The sequence below is a fragment of the Micromonospora sp. CNZ285 genome (genome assembly GCF_004637285.1).
Genome location: NZ_SPQD01000001.1, coordinates 3,556,444 through 3,577,869, shown reverse-complemented (window position 1 = coordinate 3,577,869; position 21,426 = coordinate 3,556,444). Strand labels below are relative to the sequence as shown.

The following is a 21,426-nucleotide window of genomic DNA, read 5'->3' as shown; positions in this document are numbered from 1 at the left end:
CCTCGACCGCGCCGGTGCACTCGCCCCGAACGCTACCCGCCCGGACCGGTGACGCTCAGCCGGTCAGCACCAGTCCCAGGTAGGACAGCGTGGTGACGATCTCCACGAGCGCTCCGAGCACGTCGCCGGTGATGCCGCCGAAGCGGCGTACCAGGTGCCGCAGCAGCCCGGCCGCGACGGCGAGCGCGCCGAGCACGGCGAGCGGCCCCTGCCACGGACGGTCCGGCACCGCAGGCACGGCCGCCAGCGCGACGGCGACCGCGCCGAGCGCCAGCGCGCCCCAACCGACAGTGCCGGCGACGAGCGCGCCCAGGCCCTCCGGCCGGGCCGCCGGCACGCCGCGCCGGCAGGCCAGGCCGACGGCGAGCCGCCCGGCCGCGGTGGCCGCGACCACGGCGGCGAACGCGGCGAGCGCGTCCCGGCCGGCCAGCTCCGCGAGCACCGCGCTCTGGAGCAGGAGTACGACCACCAGCGCGACCACCCCGAACGGGCCGACGTCCGGCTGCTTCATGATCTCCAGCGCGGCCGGACCACGCCGGTACGAGCCGAGCGCGTCCACGGTGTCGGCCAGCCCGTCCAGGTGCAGGCCCCGGGTGAGCAGCGCGCCCAGCCCTACGGTGACCACCGCGGCGACGAGCGGTGGCGCGAGCGCGCCGGTGAGCAGCAGCACCCCGCCGAGTACGGCACCGAGCAGCGCGCCGACCAGCGGGGCGAGCGCCATCGCGGTACCGGCGGCGGACCGGTCGACCCGCCCGGCGCGTACCGGGAGGGTGGTGAACGTGGTGAGCGCCAGCCGGATGCCGTCGGCGAGCCGCGCCTCAGTCGGCACGTCGGCCGGGGGAGACCGGCTCGTCGGACCCGATCGTGGTCGGTCCCGGCCCGGCCGGCTCCGGCTCGGCGAAGTCCGGTTCGGCCCCGCCGCCGGTCCGGTCGTCGTCGCTGTCGTCGCTGCCGGTGCCGGTGCCGGTGCCGGTGCCGGGGCTGGTGCGGTCGCCGGCGGCGTCGTCGGTGTCGCTGTCGTCGGGGCCGCCCAGCGACGGGTGCACCGGCAGCGTGGCGGCGAGCGTCAGCGCGGAGCGCAGCAGCGGCAGCGCGGCCAGCGCAGTCGCCCCCTCGCCCAGGTCGAGCCGCAGGTCCACCAGCGGGGTCAGGCCGAGCACGTCGGCGGCGAGCCGCACGCCCGGACGGCCGCCGTGGTCGGGCAGCAGGCACCAGTGCCGGGCCTGCCCGGCCAGGTCGCGGCTGACCATGGCGGCGGCGGTGCCGACCGGCCCGTCCAGCAGCACCGGCACCCTGCGGGCGGTGACGCCCAGCAGCACGCCGGTGGCCAGCGCGATGTCGCCGCCACCCAGCTCGGCCAGCACGTCCTTGGCCTCCCGGGCGGAGCGCCGGGTGCGGTGCAGCGCGTCCCGCACCGCCGCGCAGCGGATCATCCAGGCGGTGTCGTCGATCTCGCCCTGCTCGGTGACCACCCGGCCGAGCACCGTCGGCGGCTCCGCGCCAGCGGTGGCCGCGAGCACCGCCGCGGCGGCGGCCTCGGCGCCCGCGCCGCACGCGGCGAGCACCAGCAGCTGCACCCCGGCGTCGGCGGCCTGCTCGGCGAGCCGCCAGCCGTAGCGCAGCGCCGCCTCGACCTCGTCGGCGGGCAGGGCCGGACCGTCCTCCATCGGCGCCGAGACGGGCGCCTCGACGATCTGCAGGCCGGCCCGGTTCTCGGCGGCGAGCCGGGCCAGCGCGCCCCGGCCGGCCCGGGCCTGCCGGGCGCGGCGGGCCGACTCACCGGGCGTCGCGCCGGCCGACGCGCCGCCCTCGTGGTCGCCCCGGATCAGCAGTACGCGCACCGAGTCCCACGGACGCGGCGTCGAGGTGCCCTGGGTGGCGGCCGCGAAGCCGACCACCTGCTCCAGCACGCCGAGACCGGCGCCGGGGATGTCGAGGGTGGCGAGCCGGTCGACCGCCTGCGGTCCGGTGTAGTCGTCGGGCATCGGCAGTTCCATGCCCGGCTGGATGACCAGGCCGGTGGCGATCATCGGCAGCGCCATGGTGGGTGCGGCCCAGTCGCCCGTACCGGGCTCGTCGGACGTGGCCGGGGCGGGCACCGGGGCAGCGGCCGGGGTGAGCACCTCGGGCAGCGTCACGTCCCCGGCACCGAGGTCGGCCGGTACGGCCTGGGCCGGCGCGGTCTGGTTCGGTGCGGTCTGGTTCGGTGCGGCCCGGTTCGGTGCGGGCTGGGGTGCCGCGGTCCAGGGTGCTGCGGCGTAGGGCGCTGCGGTCTGGGCCGCTGCGGTCTGGGGTGCTGCGGTCTGGGGTGCCGTGGGCTGGGGCGCGACGGCGCGGCCGGGCTCGGCCTCGGGCGACGTGGCGTCGGGCGGCACGGCGTGCGCGGGGGCCGGGGTGGCCGGCTTCAGCCAGGCGGTCTGACCGGCGACGACGAGCGCGACCGCGTCGCACGCGTCGGCGACCGCGCGGTTGGTCGCGCCCAGCGCGTCGGTGAACGCCCGGCCCAGCGGCGTGGTGGGCACCAGCGACAGGCCCACCTCGGGGCTGACCAGCACCAGCCGGGCGGTGCTGGACCGCACCGCCTCGGCCAGCTCGGCGATCGTCGCGGTGTCGTCAGCGGGCTGGTGGGCCGGGTCGAGCAGCACCGTCACCCAGCCGCCCAGGTCGTCCACGAGCAGCGTCTCGTTCGGCCCGGCGGCGGCGATCACCTCGACCAGCCGGCCCGGGTCCGCAGCGGTCTCCTCGGTGCTCCAGCTCCCCGGCCGGCGGGCGCGGTGCGCCGCGAGGCGGGTCGCCCACTCGGTGTCCTCCGGATCGCCGGCCGGGGCGGTGGCCACGTACCGGACCGTGGGCGCGTCGGCGACCAGTGACTCGGCGAACTCGGACTTGCCGGAGCGGATACCGCCGAGCACCAGGAGGGTGTGCCACCCGTCAACGGACATGCCCGTACCTTAGTTCGCCCGCCCGCGTTCCGGGCAGCTCGCCCCTCCCCGCCGCCGTCCCGCCCGCGCCCCGCCCGCTCCCCGCCGCCGATCTTGCGCTTGCGGTCCCCGGGATGCCGGGAATGCCCGCTGTGTCGGGGCGGCAACCGCAAGATCGACGGTGCGGTGGGCGGGGCAGGTCGGCATGATCCATGTGGTGGCGGGCCGTCGTCGGCGGGGCCGACTAGGCTTGCGGAGGTTTGGCGTCCCACGGGACGACGGCGGCGAGGGGAGACGCGGCATGGCGTGGAGCTGGCGGTACGAGGGCACGAACGGCGACGCGGCCGACGGGCCGGCCGAGTCGTTCCCGAGCCAGGCGGACGCCGAGTCGTGGATCGGCCAGACCTGGCGGGAGCTCGCGGCATCCGGCGTCACCACAGTCGTGCTGGTCGAGGACGACCGGGTGGACTACCGGATGAGCCTGCAACCCCCGGCCGAATGACGGGCTACGACCGCCCGGGCGAGCCGCTGATCCTCGGCGTGCCCCGGGCGGCGTTCCGGCCCAGCCCGATCTTCCTGGCCCTGGTGGCGCTGTTCGTCGCCGCCGGGGTGATGACCTGGAACCGGTACGGCAACGTCGGCTTCGACGTGTTCCTCTTCGTCGTGTCCGGCTGGCTGGTCTCGCTGTGCCTGCACGAGTACGCGCACGCCGTGGTCGCGTACCGGTCCGGTGACCGGGACATCGCGCACCGCGGCTATCTCACGCTCAACCCGCTGAAGTACACCAGCCCGCTGCTGTCGATCGTGCTGCCGGTGGTCGTGGTGCTGCTCGGCGGCATCGGCCTGCCCGGCGGCGCGGTCTGGGTGGACCGGCACGCGATCCCCGGCCGGCTGCGGCACACGCTGGTCAGCCTGGCCGGTCCGGCCACCAACGTGCTGTTCACGCTGGTGCTGGTCGCGGCGGTGGCGTGGGGGCCGGAACTGGGCGGGCCGCTGGAGTTCTGGGCCGGCGTCGGGCTGCTCGCGTTCCTCCAGCTCACCGCCAGCGTGCTCAACCTGCTGCCGGTGCCCGGCCTGGACGGCGGCAACATGCTCCAGCCCTGGCTCAGCCCCGCCTACCGGCGGATGTACGACCTGTTCGCCCCGTACGGCTTCATTCTGCTCTTCGCGCTGCTGTGGAGCCCGCAGATCAACCGGGCGTTCTTCGGCGCGGTCTTCGCCGTCGGCGACGCGCTCGGCCTGCCGCGCGAGCTGTACCAGATCGGCTACGCCCTGATCCGCTTCTGGGAGTAGCCGGCCCGGCCGTTCCCGGGCCGGTGCGAGCCGGCCCGGGAACGACGCGAGGTCACGGGCGCTGAGCCGGGCTCTCGGTCTTCGCCGGGTCCCGCTCGGTGACCGGCTCGACGATCTCGTCGATCGCCTTGAGCAGGTCGGCGTCGAGCTTCACGCCCGCCGCCTTCACGTTGTCGTGCACCTGCTCCGGCCGGGACGCGCCGATGATCGCCGACGAGACGTTCGGGTTCTGCAGCACCCAGGCGACGGCGAGCTGCGGCATGGTCAGCCCGGCCTGCTCGGCCAGCGGCTTGAGCCGCTGCACCCGGGTGAGCACGTCGTCGGTCATGAACCGGGCGATGAACCCGGCACCGGACTTCTCATCGGTCGCGCGGGAGCCGGCGGGCGGCGGCTGGCCCGGCAGGTACTTGCCGGACAGCACACCCTGGGCCATCGGCGACCAGACGATCTGGCCGATGCCCAGCTCCTCGCTGGTGGGGACCACCTCGGTCTCGATGACCCGCCACAGCATCGAGTACTGCGGCTGGTTCGAGATCAGCGGGATGCGCAGCTCACGGGCCAGCGCGTGCGCCTCACGCAGCTGGGACGCCTTCCACTCGGAGACGCCGATGTAGTGCGCCTTGCCGGAGCGGACGACGTCGGCGAAGGCCTCCATCGTCTCCTCCAGCGGAGTGCTGTAGTCGTAGCGGTGGGCCTGGTAGAGGTCCACGTGGTCGGTCTGGAGGCGGCGCAGCGAGCCGTCGATCGACTCCATGATGTGCTTGCGGGACAGACCCCTGTCGTTGCGGCCGGGACCGGTCGGCCAGTAGACCTTGGTGAAGATCTCCAGCCCTTCGCGACGCTCGCCCTTGAGCGCGCGGCCGAGCACCGACTCGGCGCGGGTGCCCGCGTACACGTCGGCGGTGTCGAAGGTGGTGATGCCGCTGTCGATCGCGGCGCGGACGCACGCGACCGCCGCGTCCTCCTCGACCTGCGAGCCGTGGGTGATCCAGTTGCCGTACGAGATCTCGCTGACCATCAGGCCGGAGCGGCCCAGGTGACGGAATTCCATGCTCCCGACCCTAGACCCGCCCGGGTCAGAGCACCGGGCTGGCGTCGGCGAGCAGCCGGTCGATCTCCGCGACCACCGCCGCGCGGCCCGGGTGCACCGGGTCGATGAGCGGCTCGCCGCGCCGGTCCAGCGCGCCCCACCGGCCCGACTCGGCGGCGACCAGGAACGCCACCGGGTGCACCACCACCGTCGGGTACGCCGGTGGCACCACCACCCGGCCGGCCCGGTCCACCACGCCCCGGCGGCCGGCCAGCTCGACCACCGCCAGTCCGTCGGCGGTGAACCCGTCGACCTCGCGCCCGTCCACCAGCGGCGTGCCGAGGCGGTGGTACCGGGTCGGCACCACCACCTCGCCGGTCAGGTCCACCGCGCCCCAGCCGCCGTTCTGCCGTACCGCCGCCAGGCCGTTGCGGAACGGCCTGGCCTCCTCGTACCCGGGCGGGATCTTCACGATGTTCATCCGGTCGACGGCCATCCACCGGCTCTTGCCGTCCATCGACACCCAGGACAGCCCTTCCGAGAAGGGCACCACCGCCCGGTAGCCGTTGTTCGCCTCGATCAGCGCCGCGCCGGACGTGTCGATCAGCGCCCACCGGGACGCCTCCGGCCGCCGTACCCAGGCCAGTCCCTCGTGGAACGGCTGCGCCTCGGCGTACCGGTGCGCGATGACCATCTCGCCGTCGGCGTCCGCGTACCCCCAGAGCTGATGCTCCTCGTCGAACGTCGGCATCGGCGGACGCGGCGTGCCGAGCACCTCCTCGGGCCGGCGCGGCGCGGGCCCGAAGCCATCGGCGGCGGCCCGCTCCGCGACCGCGTCCAGCGCGACCTCGACCCGGGCGTTGAGCTGCGCGTCCTCGCCGTGACGCAGGTCCAGCGCCCGCTCGAAGTGCAGGCACGCCTCGGTCAGCCGGCCCTGGTCGAAGCAGCACCGCCCGGCGTGCTCGTGCAGCAGCGCACGCAGCCGGTCCGGCAGCTCCGGCGAGTTCGCCTCGGCGAAGAGCCGGTCCGCCTCGGCGTGGTCACCCCGCCACCGCAGCGCCTCGGCGAGGCGCGCGCGGGCCAGCGCGGTCCGCCGGAACTCGCCGGTGGCCTCCGCGTACGTGACGGCCAGCCGCGCGTCCCCGAGCGCGTCGTTCAGGTCACCGAGGATCCGCGACGCCACCGCGCGCAGGCTCAGCAGCCGGGCCCGGCTGCGGTTGTCGAGCGTGGTGTCCAGCTTGCCGGTCAGCCCGTCCCGGATCACCCGCAGCTGCGCCGGGTCGGGGGCCCGCTCGCGCAGCGTCAGCGGATCCAGTTCCCAGCCGACCGCGGCGAGGGCCTGCTCCGGGTCGACAGGAGGCGGCGGCTCGGCGTCCGCCGCAGGTTCGGTGTCCGTCGCCGGCGCGGCGCCGTCGTGGGTTCCGACTTCGGGGGTACGCCGATCCGGCGCGTCGTCGTCGGTGTGGTCGGTGCTGTCGGTGTGCTCGGCGCTGCCGGCGCTGCCGGCGTGTTCGGCGTCGTGCTCGGTGCCGGTCGGGGTCGGTTCGGCGTCCTCGGCCTGTGCTTGCGCCAGTTGCGGGGGCGCGGCAGCGCCGGCGTCCGCATCGGCGAACGTGTCGACCGGCTCCGGGGTGGACGGTGTGAGCGCGGAGCGGCCGGTGCCGTCGGCCGCCGCTGGTTCCTGGGCTGTGCCGTCGGCGACGGTCTCGCGCGTCGTCTCGTCGGCGGTGGTCTCCGGTGCCGCGCCGTCCTGCCGGGTCTCGGTGGTGCCGGAGGTGGCGACATCGTTCGGAGTGCGCTCCGGCGCGGGACTGGACCGCTCGGGTGCGGCAGTCATCGCGTTGTGCGGCTCGGGCTCGGGTTCGGCGGGCGGGCCGGCGGGTGCGGGGACGCTGGTGTCCGCCGTCGTAGGCTCGGCCGCCGGGGTGAGCGGCGTATCCACGGGTGCGGCCGGTGAACCGGTGGTCGTCGCGGCATCGGCCGGTGCGCCGGCAGTTGACGCGACAGCTCCTCCGGACCGGGCACGGCGGGCATCGGCGTCGTCCACGCCGGACGCGGTGACGACCGGTGCGGGTGCGGGTGCGGGGGCCGGCGCCGGTTCAGGCGCGGGTGCGGGTGCCAGTTCGGGTGCCGGTGGTGCGTCGAGGGTGCCCGCGGGTTCGCTGGTGCTGGTGCTGGTGCTGGTGCTGGTGCTGGTGCTGGTGCCGGTGCCGGTGCCGGTGCCGGTGCTGGTGCTGGTGGGCGCGGGCGCGTCGGCAGTGGACGCCGGTGCTGGACCGGCGCTCGAATCGGGCATGGTGAGCACGGCAGCGCCTGCCGGCACCACGGCATCGAGTTCCGGATTCTTCCTCGCGTCCGCTGCGTTCGTCTCCGCTGCGGCCGTTGCGGCTTCCGGCCCCTTCGCCGCCGTTTCCGAGGCCCTCGCCACAGCCGGGGACTCGTCGTCAACGGTCGGGTGCGTGCCCAGCGCTGGCCCGCCGAGCGATGCCGCCGACGTCTCGGCAGACGGCACCCCACCGCGCTCGCCACCCAGCGGCGCGATCGAGTCCTGGCCGGGCAGAGATCTTGGTACGAAAGGGCCCCCAGAGGGGCCGAAATCGTCCAAGATCTCCGGCGGTTTCGGGGCTTCGGCGGACTGGTTCGGGCGGAACCATGCCTCGGCGCCGGGGGACGGCGAAGGTGTCTTCTCCGCCGGTCGGCCGTTCGCCGACGGCGTGTCGCTCCGGTCAGAGGACGCGTCGGCTCCGAGGCGGTCCGCGCCCTGTACGGGCCGGGTGTCCGCGTCAGCTTCCGGAGGGACGATGTCCGTAGTGGACGTGGCTTCCACGTCCGCTTCGGCATCGGGCCGGCTTCCGTCCGAGCGGGACTCGGGCCGGGTGCCTGCACCGGCTCCCCGGTTGCCCTCCTTCACTGGGGCGTGCACACCGGTCTCGGGCTGGCCGGTGCCCGTGGTCGGCGTGGCCTGGGTGACCGTCCGGGGCGGCGTCGTCTCGGCGTGCGCGTCGACCGCTCGACGGTCGGCATCTGTGCCAGGCGTAGTCGGGGTGCCGGGCATGGTTCGGAGATGCGGGTCGGCTACCGGGCGATCGATCTCCCTGTCCGGGACCGCGCGGGCGTTCGTGTCGGGCGTCGCTCCGGAGTACGCGCCGGACACGGGACCGTTGGTGCCAGTGCCAGTGCCAGTGCCAGTGCCAGTGCCAGTGCCAGTGCCCGTGGCCGGCTCGGGTCGGGTGCCCGCTCGGGGCGTCGCTCCGGCGTCGGCTTCGGGGCGGTTGGCGTCCGTGTGCGGAACGGGACGGGCGCCCGTGCCTGCCGTGGGCCGAGCCGCCTGTGCTTCCGGGTCGGCGGGGCGCGTCGCCGGGACGACCGGTGGTGGCGTGGTCGGCCGGGCCGGGGCAGGGCCCGGATAGGTGGGCGGCGCGGGACGAGCCGGCGCGGCCTGGGTCGGCTGGACGGGACCGGCCGGAGGAAGTCCCTGACGTTCCTCGGTCCGGTCCTGGGGCGGCGTGGGGCGGACGGCCTCCGCGCTTCGCTCCGCTCGTCCGGTGCCGGTCGGAGCCGGTGCATCGCCGCCGGGCGTGCCGACAACCGGCGCGGCGGGAGCGACCCAGCCGGAAACCGGTGCGCTCGACCCCGGACCCGCGGAAGCGGGCGCGCCGGGCGTGGGGCCGGAGGGCACGCGGGGCGCGGGACCGGAAGGCCTGTCCGACGTCGGGGCCGAGGGCGCGTCCGACCTGTGGCCCGAGGGCACGGCGGGCGAGGGCTCGTCGCGGACGGGGACGGCCGGTGCGGAACCGCCGTCGGCCACGTGCCGGTCGGGCTCGGGCACCGGCGGACGGGTCGCGTCGTACCGGCCCGGCGTCGGTGTCTGGTGCTGCTCGTCCGTACCGGCTGGTGGCACGGGCCGCAGCGGGGCCTGGCCGGTGGACGGCGAGCCGTCGCCGGGGCGCGCGGGCGTGCGCGGTGACGACAGCGGATCCGGTACCGCCGGGGCAGGGCGGGAACGGTCGTCGGCGTGCGGGTGTCCGGTCGGCCCGGCTGCGGCTGCGCTCCGGCCGTCGGCGCCTCGGACCGGATGAGCATCGGGCCATTGCCCAGGCCGCGCCGTCCCCGGTGCGTCCCGCGGCGTCCGGCGCTCGTCCGGCCGCGCCGTCCGGGATTCGTCGGAACGCGCGCCCGCCTGATCCGGCGAGGTCGTCCGAGGCTCGTCCGGGCGTGCGGCCACCTGATCCGGTGACGCCGTCCGAGAGACGTCCAGGCGTGCGGGCGCCTGATCGCGCGATGCCGTCTGGGGCTTGTCCGGGCGTGCGGCCACCTGATCCGGCGATGCCGTCCGGGAGGTGTCGGAGCGCAGGGCCGTCTGATCCGGCGGTGCTGTCCGCGAGGCGTCGGAGCGCGCGGCCGCCTGGTCCGGGGTGTCCGGACGGCGCTCGTCGGGCCGTACCGGCCACTGCTGCGGCCGGGACTCGGGACGCGCGGCGGCCTCGTCCGGCCGGCGACGGTCCTGCTCCGGCTGCGACCGGCCGGTCTCGGGGCGCGTCGGGGCGGTGGGCGGCCGGGTGGCGTGGGTGCGCGGACCGGTGCCGTCGGGCTGGGCGCCCGCACCGGCAGGCCGAGCGTCGCGGGGGTCCGGACGGACGGGACCGCCCTGCTCGGGACGGCGCGCGTCGGGGCGTGGACCGTCGGCGGGCGGCATCGGGTGCCGGGGCGGTACCGGCCGCTCCGCGGGTGGGCGGTGCCGCTCGTCCGGCCGGTACGCATCGGACTCCGGCCGGGGGCGGGGCTCGATGACGGGCCACTCGCCCTGGTGCGGGCGAGGGCGGTCGGCTGGCGGGCGCTGCCAACGCTGGTCGGCGCCCGGCCGCGCCGGGGCGGACGCTTGCGGGTCAGCCGGACGGTGTCCCTGCGCGCCGTACCGGTCGGGCTCGCTCTGCGGCGCGGGCCGCCCGTTCTCGGGTGCCCGGCGCTGGGTCTCCGGGTACGCGGCGGCCTCGCGGCCCGGCGCACGGTCGTCCCACCGGCCACCGGCCGGGTCGCGCCGGTCCGCCGGGGGACGTGGGCCGGGCTCGCGCCAGCCGTCACGCGCGGGCTCACGCCGGCCGTCGTGGCCCGAACCGCCCCAACCGGGGCCGCCGTGGCCCGGCTCGTTCCAGCCTGCTTCGCGCCGGCCGTCGCGAGCCGGATCGGCCCAGCCTGGCTCACGCCGGCCCGGCTCGACCCGGCCGGCAGCGCTCCGCTCCGACGGCGGCACGGCCTCGTCACGCCCGTCGACGCCGGGACCGCGCCGACCCCGGGCGGGATCGACCTGTGACGGCTCCGGGAAGGGGCCGCGACGTCCGTCGGGCAGGGGGTCACGACGTGCGGCGGGGGAGTGGTCACGCCGAGCGTCGGGTGCCGCGTCCCACCTGTCGCCGGAAGCCGCCGGACGGCTGTCGGCCGGGGCGCGCCTGCCGTCCGCCGGGCGATCGGCCCGGTGCGGAGCCTCGTTCGGCTCCGGCATCCAGCCCGGCTGGGCGGCCCGACGGGGTGGGCCGTCGGGGTGTACCCAGCGTTGGTCGAGCCGCTCCGGCGGCGGACCGGGGTGGTGGGGCCGGCGGCCGTCCGCGCCGGGGCCGTCCGGATGCCCGCGCCGCTCGTCCGGCCCGGCGGGGCGCTGCCCGCCGGGACCGGCGGAACCGATCGGGTACGCCCCGCGCGAGGCACCCGGCCCGTCCAGGTACGTGCCGCGTGGTCCCGCCGCCCCGTCTGAATGCCCGCCGCGCGGTCCTGCCGGGCTGGTCGGGTACGCGCCGCGCGGACCGGCCGGACTGACCGGGTACGCGTCCGGGCCGGCGCGGTGCGCGTCGCGCGGGCCGGCCGGGCTGACCGGGTCCGCCCACCGTGGACGAGCGGGACCGGTCGGAGGCGCATCGCGCGGACCGGCACCGACGGGGTATGCGCCGCGCGGACCGGCGGGGCTGACCGGCTCACCGCCGCGCGGACCGACCGGACCGACCCGCTCACCGCCGCGCGGACCGACGCGCTCACTATCGCGTGGACCGGCCGGACTGACGGGGTACGTGCCGCGCGGACCGGCGGGACTGACGGGCTCACCGCCGCGCGGGCCGGCGGGACTGACCGGGTAACCGCCGGCCGGGCTGACCGGATAACCACCGGCCGGGCTCACCGGGCGCCCGCCCTCGTGCCCCGTGGGCCGAGGGCCGGCGGGGCTCACCGGGTACGTGTCCTCGTCCGGCGCGGGACTGACCGGGCGTACCTCGGCGCGGCCGACCACGGCGCGCGGACGCGGCGTCAGGTTCTCGATGCCGATGTCACCCGGGTAGCGCTGCCCGGGGAACTGCGGCTGCCACTCGTGGGTGGGCTCGGCGGCCCAGGCCGGTTCGGCCGGCTCGCGCCAGCTGCCCCAGCCGCTCATCGGCAACCCCTCCGGCCGCTCGCGCGGGACGGCCCCGGGGCCGGCTCGCGTCGCTCGCTCACGGCGGTGTCACCTCATTGGAAATTCTCGCGCTGGGGCGCCGGACGTGCCGGTACAGTCGCCCGGTCCAGCACGTCGTGGCTGCGGAAGGAGGGTAACGGCGTGGGCTCGGTCACCGCCACTGTGGCACCACCCACCGGCGCACACGTTACCCCATGGTTTCGGACATTCGGCGCGATCGCGGCGGCCGGGTTCCGGCGGCACGCGACCTACCGTCAGGCCGCTGTGGCAGGGCTGTGCACCAACACCGTGTTCGGCTTCCTGCGGTGCTACATCTTCCTCGCGGCGACGGGTGCGGCGGGCACGGCGGCCGGCTACGACAGGGCGCAGCTCGCCACGTTCGTCTGGGCCGGCCAGGGTCTGCTGGCGGTGATCGCGATCTGGGGCTGGACCGACCTGGCCGACCGGATCCGTACCGGCGAGGTCGCCGCCGACCTGCTGCGGCCGGTGCATCCGGTGACCAGCTACCTCGCCACCGACCTGGGCCGGGCCGGGTTCGCGTCGCTGGCCCGGCTGGTGCCGCCGCTGGTGATCGGCCCGTTCTTCTTCGCGGTGTACGTGCCCCGGCACTGGGCCACGGTGCCGCTGTTCCTGCTCTCCGCGCTGCTCGCGGTGGTGGTCTGCTTCGGCTGCCGCTACCTGGTCAACGCGACCGCGTACTGGCTGCAGGACGTCCGGGGGCCGATGATCCTGTGGACGCTCGGTTCGGGCGTGCTGGCCGGGCTCTACTTCCCGCTGGGCTTCCTGCCCGGCCCGCTGGAAGCGGTCCTGCGGTACGCCACGCCGTTCCCCAGCATCCTCCAGGTGCCGCTGGACGTGCTCGTCGAGCGGGAGCCGATGGCCACCGGTCTCACCCTGGTCGCGGTGCAGGCCGGCTGGGCGGTGCTGCTGCTGGCGCTGTGCCGGCTGGTGCAGCGCCGCGCCGAGCGCCGCCTGGTGGTCCAGGGTGGCTGAGGGCGGCAGCGCGCCCAGGGTGGCTGAGCGCGGCAGCGCGCCCAGGGTGGTTGACCTGGCTGAACTGCGCGCGTACCGGGCGCTGCTGGGTGCGCAGGCGCGCTCGCAGGCGGCGTACCGCACGTCGTTCGTGGTGGACCTGGTCGGCAACGTGGGCGCGACGGTGTTCGACGTGGTCACCGTCCTGGTGATCTTCGGCGTGACGCGGGAGCTGGGCGGCTTCACGCTGCGCGAGACGCTCGTCGTGGTCGGCCTGTCGTCGTGCGGCTTCGCCACCGCCGACCTGCTGGTCGGCAACATCGAACGGCTTCCCCGGTACGTGCGCACCGGTCTCTTCGACGCCGTGCTGGTCCGCCCGCTCGGGGCGCTGCCGCAACTGCTGCTGATGGACCTGCCGCTGCGCAAGCTGTCCCGGGCCGTGTTCGGGCTGGCAGTGCTGCTGTTCGCGCTCGTCTCGGCCGGCATCGACTGGACACCGGGGCGGGTCGCGCTGGCGGTGGTCGCCCCGCTGGCCGCCGTGGTCTTCTTCGGCTCGGTCTTCGTGCTGACCGCGACCGTGTCGTTCTACTGGGTCGACTCGGGCGAGCTGGCGAACGCGGTCACCTACGGCGGGCGCGACTTCACCTCGTACCCGATCACCGTGTACGGCGGGTGGTTCCGCGCGCTGTTCGCGTACGGGATGGGGTTCGCCTTCGTCAGCTACCACCCGGCGCTGGCGCTGCTGGGCCGCGCCGACCCGCTCGGCCTGCCGCCCTGGACGGGCTGGGCCGCGCCGGGCGTCGCGGTGGTCGCCGCGGCGCTGGCCGCCCTGGCCTGGCGCGTCGGGGTCCGTCACTACCGGAGTACGGGGTCATGAGCGTCATCGAGATGGACGGTCTGCGCAAGGAGTTCACGGTCCGGGTGAAGGCCGGTCCGCTGCGGCGCGAGAAGCGGACGGTGACCGCCGTCGACGGGGTCGACCTGCGGGTGGAGCGCGGCGAGATGCTCGGCTACATCGGCCCGAACGGCGCCGGGAAGTCGACCACGCTGAAGATGCTCACCGGCGTGCTGACGCCGTCGGCGGGGCGGGCCCGGGTGTGCGGGCTGCGCCCGGTGGCCGACCGGACCCGGCTGGCGCTGCGCATCGGGGTGGTGTTCGGGCAGCGCTCGCAGCTCTGGTGGGACCTGCCGCTGCGGGACTCGTTCGACCTGCTGCGGCACGTCTACCGGGTGCCGGCCGGCGAGCACGCGTCCCGGCTGGCGCGCTGCCGGGAGCTGCTCGACCTGGACGGGTTCCTGGACACCCCGGTCCGGCAGCTCTCGCTGGGTCAGCGGATGCGCGGCGAGCTGACCGCGGCGCTGCTGCACGGCCCGGAGGTGCTGTTCCTGGACGAGCCGACGATCGGCCTGGACGTGGTGAGCAAGCAGGCGGTACGCGGTTTCCTGGCCGAGCTGGGCCGGGCCGGGGACACCACGCTCGTGCTGACCACGCACGACCTGGCCGACATCGAGCGGCTGTGCCGGCGGCTCGTGGTGATCGACCACGGGCGGGTGGTGCACGACGGGTCGATCGCCGAGCTGCACCGCCGGTACGGCTCGCGCCGGATGGTGGTCGCCGAGCTGGACGCGGCGCTGCCCGAGCCGCCGGTGCTGCCCGGCGCGCCGGTGCAGCGGGTGGAGGCGGACGGGCGGCGGCTGGTCTTCGCGCTGGAACGGGCGAGCGTCGCCGAGGTGGTGGCCGGGCTGGCCGGCCTGACCACGCTGCGGGACATCTCAATCGTGGAGCCGGACATCGAGGAGGTGGTGACCCGGCTCTACCGGGCGCCGTCCGCGGTCACGGGTGCTCCATGACGAGTACGGCGAAGGTGCCGGGGGCCAGCGCCTCGTACCGGTGCGGGGTGTCGCCCGGGAAGGTGGCGTAGTCGCCCGGCTCCAGCTCGACCAGGTCGGTCTCGGGGCCGACGCGCATCCGTCCGGCGGCCACCACGACGTGTTCGACGCTGCGCGGGGTGTGCGCCTCGGCGAGCCGGACCGCGCCGGGTTCCAGCTCCATCACGTAGACGTCGCGCCGGGCGTGCGGCGCCCCGGCGGCGAGCAGGGTGGCCGAGAAGTCGGCGTGCTCGGACCGGATCCGGGGCCCCTGCCCGGCCCGGACCACCCGGACCGCGGCGGTGGGCGGTTCGACCAGGCGGCTGAACGGTACGTCCAGCGCCACGCCGAGCGCCCAGAGCGTCTCCACGCTGGGGTTGCCGGACCCGGACTCCAACTGGGACAGGGTGGACTTGGCGATCCCGGCGCGGCGGGCCAGCTCGGTGAGCGACAGGCCCGCCCGTTCGCGCTCGCGGCGCAGCGCGGCGGCGATGGTGGCGAGCGGGGGAGCGGGGTCGATCGCCATATGTTCGCTCCATCGGTCGTTTTGTTCGGTTTGACGAACCAGCGTGCTCCGTTCAGGATAATGGACATGCGTACGGCATACCGAACGGGCGACGCCCGGGTGCTCCGCGACGTCGCCGCCATCGGCGCGGCGATGCTCGCCGTGGGCGCGTCGTTCGGTGCCGTGGCGGTGGCCGCCGGCCTGCCCGTCTGGGCCACGCTCGCCATGTCCGCGGTCGTCTACGCCGGTGGCGCCCAGTTCATGGCAGTGGGCCTCGTCGCGGTCGGCAGCCCGCTCGCGGCGGTCTTCGCCGGCCTGCTCCTCAACGCCCGGCACCTGCCGTTCGGCCTGGCCCTCGGCGCTGCGCTCGGCGCCCGGCGCTGGCAGCGGCTGCTCGGCAGCCACCTGATGACCGACGAGGCGACCGCGTTCGCGCTGGCCCGCCCGGCCGGTCCGCAGCGGCGCCGGGCGTTCTGGCTCGCCGGGGTGCTGCTGTTCCTGGCCTGGAACGCCGGCACCGCGCTCGGTGTGCTCGCCGGCGGCGCCGCGGGCGACCCGGCAACGCTGGGACTCGACGCCGCGTTCCCCGCCGGGCTGGCCGCCCTGCTGCTGCCCAGCCTGCGCGACCGGGAGACCCGCCGGGTGGCGCTCCTCGGCGCCGGCCTCGCCGTGCTGGCCACCCCACTGCTGCCGGCCGGACTGCCGGTGCTGCTCGCGCTCGCTGCGCTGGCCCTGCCGCTGCTGGCCCGCCGCCGGCTACCCGCCGCGCCGTCCGATGTGACGGCCGCGTCGCCCGATCCGAACGCCGCGCCGGACGGGACCGCTGACGAGGCGGCTGATGGCCGGAGCGTACGGGCCGGGGAGGTCTCGTGCTGATCGCCGTGATCCTCGCGCTGGCCGCCGGCACCTACGGGTTCCGGGTCGCCGGGGTGCTGCTGCGGGACCGGCTCGACCTGCCCGAATGGGCCCGGCACCTGCTGCCGGTCGGCGCCGCCACGCTGCTCGCCGCGCTCGCCGCCACCGCGGCGCTCACCGAGGCCGGAGGCTTCGCCGGCTACGCCCGGCCCGCCGGGGTGCTCGTCGGCCTGCTGCTCGCCTGGCGCCGGGCGCCGTTCGTGCTGGTCGTGGTCGCGGCGGCGGCCACCACAGCGGTGCTGCGCCTGCTCGGGGTGGACTGAGGCCGGTCCTCGCACGAGAACGGCCCCTCACCGCCGGGGCGGGAGGGGCCGAGCCGGGGCCGGTCCGGTCAGACCTTGTCGCCGATGTTCACCCGGGGCGCGGGAGCGCGCATCCGGCGGAACGTGATCGACCGCATGATCGCGTAGAAGTAGAGCGAGCCGAGCTTCTCGGTGCTCTTCGGGAAGCGCTCGCGGACCAGCCGCTTGATCTTCCGGGAGATCAGGATCGAGTCGATCAGCACGCCGAGCGCCAGCGCGCCCCAGAGCACGTTCGACAGCAGCCGCACGATCGGCGGCATGGCCTGGTTGGAGCCGAACAGCACGATCAGCGCGCCGCCGAAGAACCAGGTGCCGATCGTACGGCGGGAGTCGACCACGTTACGGGCCAGCAGCCGCTCGGGGCCCCGGTCACGCGGGCCGCCCTCGCGGCGGAACTCGGCGGCGGCCTCGGCGCGGGCGGCGCGACGCTGCGCGCGGGCCTCCTCCTTGGTCAGCGGCTTCGCCGGCGCGGTCGGCCGGCGACCGGCGACCGGGCGCTTCGGCGTGACCAGCCCGAGTTCCTTCTTGCTGGGCGTGTAGCCCCGGGGGCGGTCGGCGGACTCCTCGTCGGTCGTCACCGTGGTGACGGACTCCTCGACGAGGTCGGCGGGCTTGCGGCGAAACAGCGACGGCACGCGGCAAGGGTAGCCAACCGGCCGCGCCCGGTGCACATCACGGGTGCACCGGGCGCGGCCGGGGGAATGAACGGGACGGTCAGGGACGCTCGACGTGCGCGCCGAGGTCGGCCAGCTTGGCCTCGAAGTCCTCGTAGCCGCGGTTGATCAGGTCCACGCCGTACACCCGGGAGGTGCCCTCGGCGGCCAGCGCCGCGATCAGGTGGCTGAACCCGGCACGCAGGTCCGGGATGACCAGGTCGGCGGCGTGCAGCTTGCTCGGTCCGGCGATCACCGCGGAGTGCTTGAAGTTGCGCCGGCCGAAGCGGCACGGGGTGCCGCCGAGGCAGTCCCGGTAGACCTGGATGTTGGCGCCCATCGTGTTCAGCGCCTCGGTGTAGCCGAGCCGCTGCTCGTAGACCGTCTCGTGGACGATCGACAGGCCCCGGGCCTGGGTGAGCGCGACCACCAGCGGCTGCTGCCAGTCGGTCATGAAACCGGGGTGTACGTCGGTCTCCAGCGCCACCGCGTTCAGCTCGCCGCCCGGGTGCCAGAACCGGATGCCGCCCTCCTGGCCCGGGCTGCCGCCGCGCGGCGGGCGCAGGTCGGTGACCTCGTACTCGCCGCCGACCGACCGGAAGATGTTCAGGAAGGTCATCATGTCGGCCTGCTGGGCACCCAGCACCTCGACGTGACCGCGGGTGGCGAGCGCCGCCGCCGCCCAGCTGGCCGCCTCGATCCGGTCCGGGATCGGCCGGTGGGTGTAGCCGTGCAGCTTCTTGACGCCCTGGATCTCGATCACCCGGTCGGTGTGGACCTTGATGATCGCGCCCATCTTCTGCAGCACGCAGATGAGGTCGATGATCTCCGGCTCGACCGCCGCGTTGCGCAGCTCGGTGACGCCCTCGGCCATCACCGCGGTGAGCAGCACCTGCTCGGTGGCGCCCACGCTCGGGTACGGCAGCGCGAACTTCGTGCCGTGCAGCCCGTTGGGCGCGGACAGGTGCAGGCCCTCCGGCGTCTTCTCGACGGTGGCGCCGAACTCGCGCAGCGCCTGGAGGTGGAAGTCGATCGGGCGCGGGCCGATGTGGCAGCCGCCCAGGTCGGGGATGAAGGCGTGGCCGAGCCGGTGCAGCAGCGGGCCGCAGAACAGGATCGGGATCCGGCTGGACCCGGCGTGCACGTTGATCTGGTCGGTGCTGGCGCTCTCGACGTTCGAGGGGTCGAAGACGAGTTCGCCCTCCTCCACGCCGTCGCTGACCTTGACGCCGTGCAGGCCGAGCAGACCGCGCACCACCTCGACGTCACGGATACGCGGCACGTCGAACAGCCGGCTCGGTGTGTCGCCCAGCAGGGCGGCCACCATCGCCTTGGACACCAGGTTCTTCGCGCCGCGCACGCGGATCCGCCCTTCAAGCGGAGTGCCTCCGTGTACGACCAGGACGTCGTCGGTCAACGCAACCTCCAGCGCGTTGGGTGCTGCCGTGTCTAGTGATGGGTGCACGAAGTTCATCGCTACCCGGAACGCGGTCATGGGAAAACGGGCCGCGTGTGTCGTCGCCCCGGCAGCATAGCCCTCCGTGACGGGAATGGAATCGGTCACATCGCCAGCGAGGGCACGAACCGGGGTGTCCGGTGCGTTTCCGTGCCAGCGGGGTCACCGACGGTGATCAGGCTCCCGGAAGGGCGAGCATCTGGTCCAGCGCCGACCGGGCGTGTCGGGCGGTTTCCGGGTCCACCGTGATCTGGTTGACCACGCGCCCGGCGACCAGCTCCTCCAGCGCCCAGACCAGGTGCGGCAGGTCGATCCGGTTCATCGTCGAGCAGTAGCAGACCGCCCGGTCGAGGAACATGATCTGCTTGTCCGGGTGGGCCAGGGCGAGCCGGCGCACCAGGTTCAGCTCGGTGCCGACCGCCCACGCCGAGCCGGCCGGAGCCGCCTCGATGGTCTTGATGATGAACTCGGTCGAGCCGACCAGATCGGCGGCGTTCACCACCTCGTGGCGGCACTCCGGGTGCACCAGCACGTTCACGCCGGGCACCCGCTCGCGGACGTCGTTGACGCTGTCGAGCGTGAACCGGCCGTGCACCGAGCAGTGACCGCGCCACAAAATCATCTTCGCGTCCCGCAGCTGCTCCGGGGTCAGCCCGCCGTTCGGCTTGTGCGGGTCGTAGAGCACGCAGTCGTCGAGCGAGAAGCCCATCTCCAGCACCGCGGTGTTGCGGCCGAGGTGCTGGTCGGGCAGGAACAGCACCTTGCGGCCCTGCTCGAAGGCCCAGTCCAGGGCTCGCTTGGCGTTCGACGAGGTGCAGACCACGCCGCCGTTGCGGCCGACGAAGCCCTTGATGTCCGCCGAGGAGTTCATGTAGGTCACCGGCACGGTCTCGGCCGCGATGCCCAGGTCGGTGAGCGTGTCCCACGCGGCCTCGACCTGCGACAGCACCGCCATGTCGGCCATCGAGCAGCCGGCGGCGAGGTCGGGCAGGATCACCTTCTGCGCGTCCGAGGTGAGGATGTCCGCGCTCTCCGCCATGAAGTGCACGCCGCAGAAGACGATGTACTCCGCGTCCGGGCGGGCCGCGGCCTCCCGGGCCAGCTTGAACGAGTCGCCCGTCACGTCGGCGAACTGGATCACCTCGTCGCGCTGGTAGTGGTGGCCCAGGACGAACACCTTCGTGCCGAGCGCGGCCTTCGCGGCGGCGGCGCGGGCCACCAGGTCGGGGTCGCTCGGCGCGGGGAGATCACCCGGACACTCCACGCCACGTTCGGTGGCGGGGTCGCTGCCGCGGCCGAGGAGCAGCAGCGCCGTGGCGGTGTTGGACGGCTCAACCCAGGTCGAAGTCACGACCCCATGGTCCCACAGCGCGACCACCGCGCAGCCGTCCCCGATGTGGCCTGCCACACTGCTGCGCATGCGCGTGCTGCTCTGTCCGGACAAGTTCGCCGGCACGCTGCCGGCCCCCGACGTGGCCGCCGCGGTGGCCGACGGCTGGCGTGACGTCGCCCCCGGCGACGACCTGCTGGCCCGGCCACTCGCCGACGGCGGGCCGGGGTTCGTCGACGTGCTCGCCGGGGCGCTCGGCGGGCGCCGGGTGCCGGTGCCCACGGTCGACCCGCTGGGCCGCCCGGCCGCCGGTGAGATCCTGCTCACCGACGACGGCACGGCGTACCTGGAGAGCGCGCAGGCGTGCGGACTGCACCTGCTCACCGCCGCCGAACGCGACCCGAAGGCCACCACCTCGTACGGGCTGGGGCTGCTCGTCGCCGCCGCGGTCGAGGCGGGCGCGCGCACCGTGGTGGTGGGGCTGGGCGGCTCGGCCACCAACGACGGCGGCGCCGGGATGCTCGTCCCGCTGGGCGTCACGCCGCTGGACGGCGCCGGGCGGGCCCTGCCGTACGGCGGCGCGGCGCTGGCCGAGGTGGCCGCGCTCGACGGGGAGCCCCGGCTGCGCGGCGCCACGCTCGTCGCCGCCACCGACGTAGACAACCCGCTGCTCGGGCTGCACGGCGCGAGCAGCGTGTTCGGCCCGCAGAAGGGTGCCGACCGGGCCGACGTGCTGCTGCTGGACGCCGCGCTGACCCGCTGGGCGGAGGTGCTGACGCAGCGGCTGCCCGGCTGCCCGTCCGGGCTGGGAGCGCTGCCCGGCGGCGGCGCCGCGGGCGGCCTCGGCGCGGCGGTGCTGGCGCTCGGCGGCCGGTGCGAATCGGGCATCGGCCTGGTCACCCGCGCGGTGAAACTGGACGCCGCGCTCGACGCCGCCGACCTGGTGATCACCGGCGAGGGCTCGTTCGACCACCAGTCGCTGCGCGGCAAGGTGGTCGCCGGTGTGGCCGGGGCCGCCCGGGACCGGGGCGTGCCCTGCGTGGTGCTGGCGGGACGGGTGAGCACCGGACGACGGGAGGCCGCGGCGGCCGGCGTCACCGAGGCGTACAGCCTGGTCGAGCACTTCGGCGGCGAGGAGCGCGGGGGAGTGGACGCGGCGATGACCCGTCCGGCCGAAGGGCTGCGCGCGCTCGGCGCCCGCCTCGCCCGGCAGTGGAGCCGCTGACCGGTTCCGCTGGTCACGCCGCCGGGTGGCGGCGCCGGAGGCGGCGTACGATCGAAAGACGGACCACACCGGGAATCACTGGCGGACGTGCGGCGTTGGCCAGGACGTCCGGACCTCATACCGCGCAGGGAGACTTCCACGTGACCACGCCAGCGCAGACCGAGTCGACCGAGGCCAAGGCCCCCAGCACCGTCGTCCTCACCGACGTCGCGGCGCAGAAGGTCAAGGCCCTGATCGAGCAGGAGGGCCGCGACGACCTGCGGCTCCGGGTCGCCGTGCAGCCGGGTGGCTGCTCCGGCCTGCGGTACCAGCTGTTCTTCGACGAGCGCTCGCTCGACGGTGACGTCGTCACCGACTTCGACGGTGTCGAGGTCGTCGTCGACCGGATGAGCGCCCCCTACCTGGCCGGCGCCACCATCGACTTCGCCGACCGGATCGACGCCCAGGGCTTCACCATCGACAACCCGAACGCGGGCAACTCCTGCGCCTGCGGCGACTCCTTCAGCTGAGTCGGCGGAC

Annotated in this window: 18 protein-coding genes; 10 read left to right on the top strand and 8 right to left on the bottom strand. The window is 75.3% G+C overall.

The window, feature by feature from the left end; translation table 11 throughout:
- Positions 1-55 precede the first annotated feature (55 nt).
- Both cobS and CLT75_RS16035 read right to left on the bottom strand, forming a co-directional pair.
- A complete protein-coding gene (cobS, locus tag CLT75_RS16040; protein ID WP_135241365.1) occupies positions 56-829 on the bottom strand; it encodes an adenosylcobinamide-GDP ribazoletransferase in 774 nt (257 codons plus the stop codon).
- The gene (locus tag CLT75_RS16035; protein ID WP_135241364.1) at positions 819-2,942 is read right to left on the bottom strand and encodes a bifunctional adenosylcobinamide kinase/adenosylcobinamide-phosphate guanylyltransferase; all 2,124 of its coding nucleotides are present in this window, start codon (positions 2,940-2,942) and stop codon (positions 819-821) included. The genes cobS and CLT75_RS16035 overlap by 11 nt, the downstream gene beginning before the upstream one ends.
- A 280-nt stretch (positions 2,943-3,222) precedes the next feature.
- Here CLT75_RS16035 and CLT75_RS16030 point away from each other — a divergent pair, with 280 nt between their 5' ends.
- Both CLT75_RS16030 and CLT75_RS16025 read left to right on the top strand, forming a co-directional pair.
- The gene (locus CLT75_RS16030) at positions 3,223-3,423 is read left to right on the top strand and encodes a hypothetical protein (protein WP_135241363.1); all 201 of its coding nucleotides are present in this window, start codon (positions 3,223-3,225) and stop codon (positions 3,421-3,423) included.
- Complete coding sequence (locus CLT75_RS16025; RefSeq protein WP_135241362.1) at positions 3,420-4,214, top strand: site-2 protease family protein; 795 nt, start codon at positions 3,420-3,422, stop codon at positions 4,212-4,214. Before CLT75_RS16030 ends, CLT75_RS16025 begins: the two co-directional genes overlap by 4 nt.
- Before the next feature lie 52 nt (positions 4,215-4,266).
- On the opposite strand, the gene CLT75_RS16020 is transcribed toward CLT75_RS16025, so the two are convergent.
- Positions 4,267-5,265 (bottom strand): aldo/keto reductase family protein, encoded by a 999-nt coding sequence (locus CLT75_RS16020; RefSeq protein ID WP_135241361.1) that lies wholly within the window; start codon positions 5,263-5,265, stop codon positions 4,267-4,269.
- Positions 5,266-5,290: 25 nt separating this feature from the next.
- The gene (locus CLT75_RS16015; RefSeq protein WP_486485187.1) at positions 5,291-7,540 is read right to left on the bottom strand and encodes a WG repeat-containing protein; all 2,250 of its coding nucleotides are present in this window, start codon (positions 7,538-7,540) and stop codon (positions 5,291-5,293) included.
- Positions 7,541-10,051: 2,511 nt separating this feature from the next.
- On the opposite strand from CLT75_RS16015, the gene CLT75_RS16005 reads away from it, so the two are divergent.
- The 4 genes from CLT75_RS16005 to CLT75_RS15990 all read left to right on the top strand — a co-directional run bounded on the left by CLT75_RS16005 (position 10,052) and on the right by CLT75_RS15990 (position 14,503).
- A complete protein-coding gene (locus CLT75_RS16005; protein WP_135241359.1) occupies positions 10,052-10,555 on the top strand; it encodes a hypothetical protein in 504 nt (167 codons plus the stop codon).
- A gap of 1,266 nt (positions 10,556-11,821) precedes the next feature.
- The gene (locus CLT75_RS16000) at positions 11,822-12,673 is read left to right on the top strand and encodes an ABC-2 family transporter protein (RefSeq protein WP_135241358.1); all 852 of its coding nucleotides are present in this window, start codon (positions 11,822-11,824) and stop codon (positions 12,671-12,673) included.
- Positions 12,674-12,728: 55 nt separating this feature from the next.
- Complete coding sequence (locus tag CLT75_RS15995) at positions 12,729-13,529, top strand: ABC transporter permease (protein WP_135244036.1); 801 nt, start codon at positions 12,729-12,731, stop codon at positions 13,527-13,529.
- Positions 13,526-14,503, top strand: a complete 978-nt coding sequence (locus CLT75_RS15990) for an ABC transporter ATP-binding protein (protein WP_091331090.1) — start codon at positions 13,526-13,528, stop codon at positions 14,501-14,503. Before CLT75_RS15995 ends, CLT75_RS15990 begins: the two co-directional genes overlap by 4 nt.
- On the opposite strand, the gene CLT75_RS15985 is transcribed toward CLT75_RS15990, so the two are convergent.
- A complete protein-coding gene (locus tag CLT75_RS15985) occupies positions 14,487-15,047 on the bottom strand; it encodes a helix-turn-helix domain-containing protein (protein WP_013287712.1) in 561 nt (186 codons plus the stop codon). The two genes, CLT75_RS15990 and CLT75_RS15985, sit on opposite strands and share 17 nt — an antisense overlap.
- Positions 15,048-15,113: 66 nt before the next feature.
- Between CLT75_RS15985 and CLT75_RS15980 the strand changes: the two genes are divergently transcribed.
- Together CLT75_RS15980 and CLT75_RS15975 are read left to right on the top strand one after the other, a co-directional pair.
- The gene (locus tag CLT75_RS15980) at positions 15,114-15,902 is read left to right on the top strand and encodes an AzlC family ABC transporter permease (RefSeq protein WP_135241357.1); all 789 of its coding nucleotides are present in this window, start codon (positions 15,114-15,116) and stop codon (positions 15,900-15,902) included.
- Positions 15,896-16,204 carry an AzlD domain-containing protein gene (locus CLT75_RS15975; protein WP_135241356.1) on the top strand — a complete coding sequence of 103 codons (309 nt, stop codon included), beginning with the start codon at positions 15,896-15,898 and terminating at the stop codon, positions 16,202-16,204. The genes CLT75_RS15980 and CLT75_RS15975 overlap by 7 nt, the downstream gene beginning before the upstream one ends.
- Positions 16,205-16,272: 68 nt before the next feature.
- Here the strand turns inward: CLT75_RS15975 and CLT75_RS15970 are convergent, their stop codons facing one another.
- The 3 genes from CLT75_RS15970 to nadA form a co-directional block, all read right to left on the bottom strand.
- On the bottom strand, positions 16,273-16,878 hold the full coding sequence (locus CLT75_RS15970; protein ID WP_135241355.1) for a DUF3043 domain-containing protein: 606 nt from the start codon (positions 16,876-16,878) through the stop codon (positions 16,273-16,275).
- Between the two features lie 79 nt (positions 16,879-16,957).
- Positions 16,958-18,313, bottom strand: coding sequence for a UDP-N-acetylglucosamine 1-carboxyvinyltransferase (murA, locus tag CLT75_RS15965; protein WP_135241354.1), 1,356 nt, complete (start codon positions 18,311-18,313; stop codon positions 16,958-16,960).
- A gap of 214 nt (positions 18,314-18,527) precedes the next feature.
- A complete protein-coding gene (nadA, locus tag CLT75_RS15960) occupies positions 18,528-19,703 on the bottom strand; it encodes a quinolinate synthase NadA (protein ID WP_209310335.1) in 1,176 nt (391 codons plus the stop codon).
- A 43-nt stretch (positions 19,704-19,746) separates the two neighbouring features.
- Here nadA and CLT75_RS15955 point away from each other — a divergent pair, with 43 nt between their 5' ends.
- Together CLT75_RS15955 and erpA are read left to right on the top strand one after the other, a co-directional pair.
- Positions 19,747-20,907, top strand: coding sequence for a glycerate kinase family protein (locus CLT75_RS15955; RefSeq protein ID WP_209310334.1), 1,161 nt, complete (start codon positions 19,747-19,749; stop codon positions 20,905-20,907).
- A 140-nt stretch (positions 20,908-21,047) separates the two neighbouring features.
- Positions 21,048-21,416, top strand: a complete 369-nt coding sequence (erpA, locus tag CLT75_RS15950) for an iron-sulfur cluster insertion protein ErpA (RefSeq protein ID WP_013287705.1) — start codon at positions 21,048-21,050, stop codon at positions 21,414-21,416.
- The last annotated feature ends 10 nt before the right edge of the window (positions 21,417-21,426 follow it).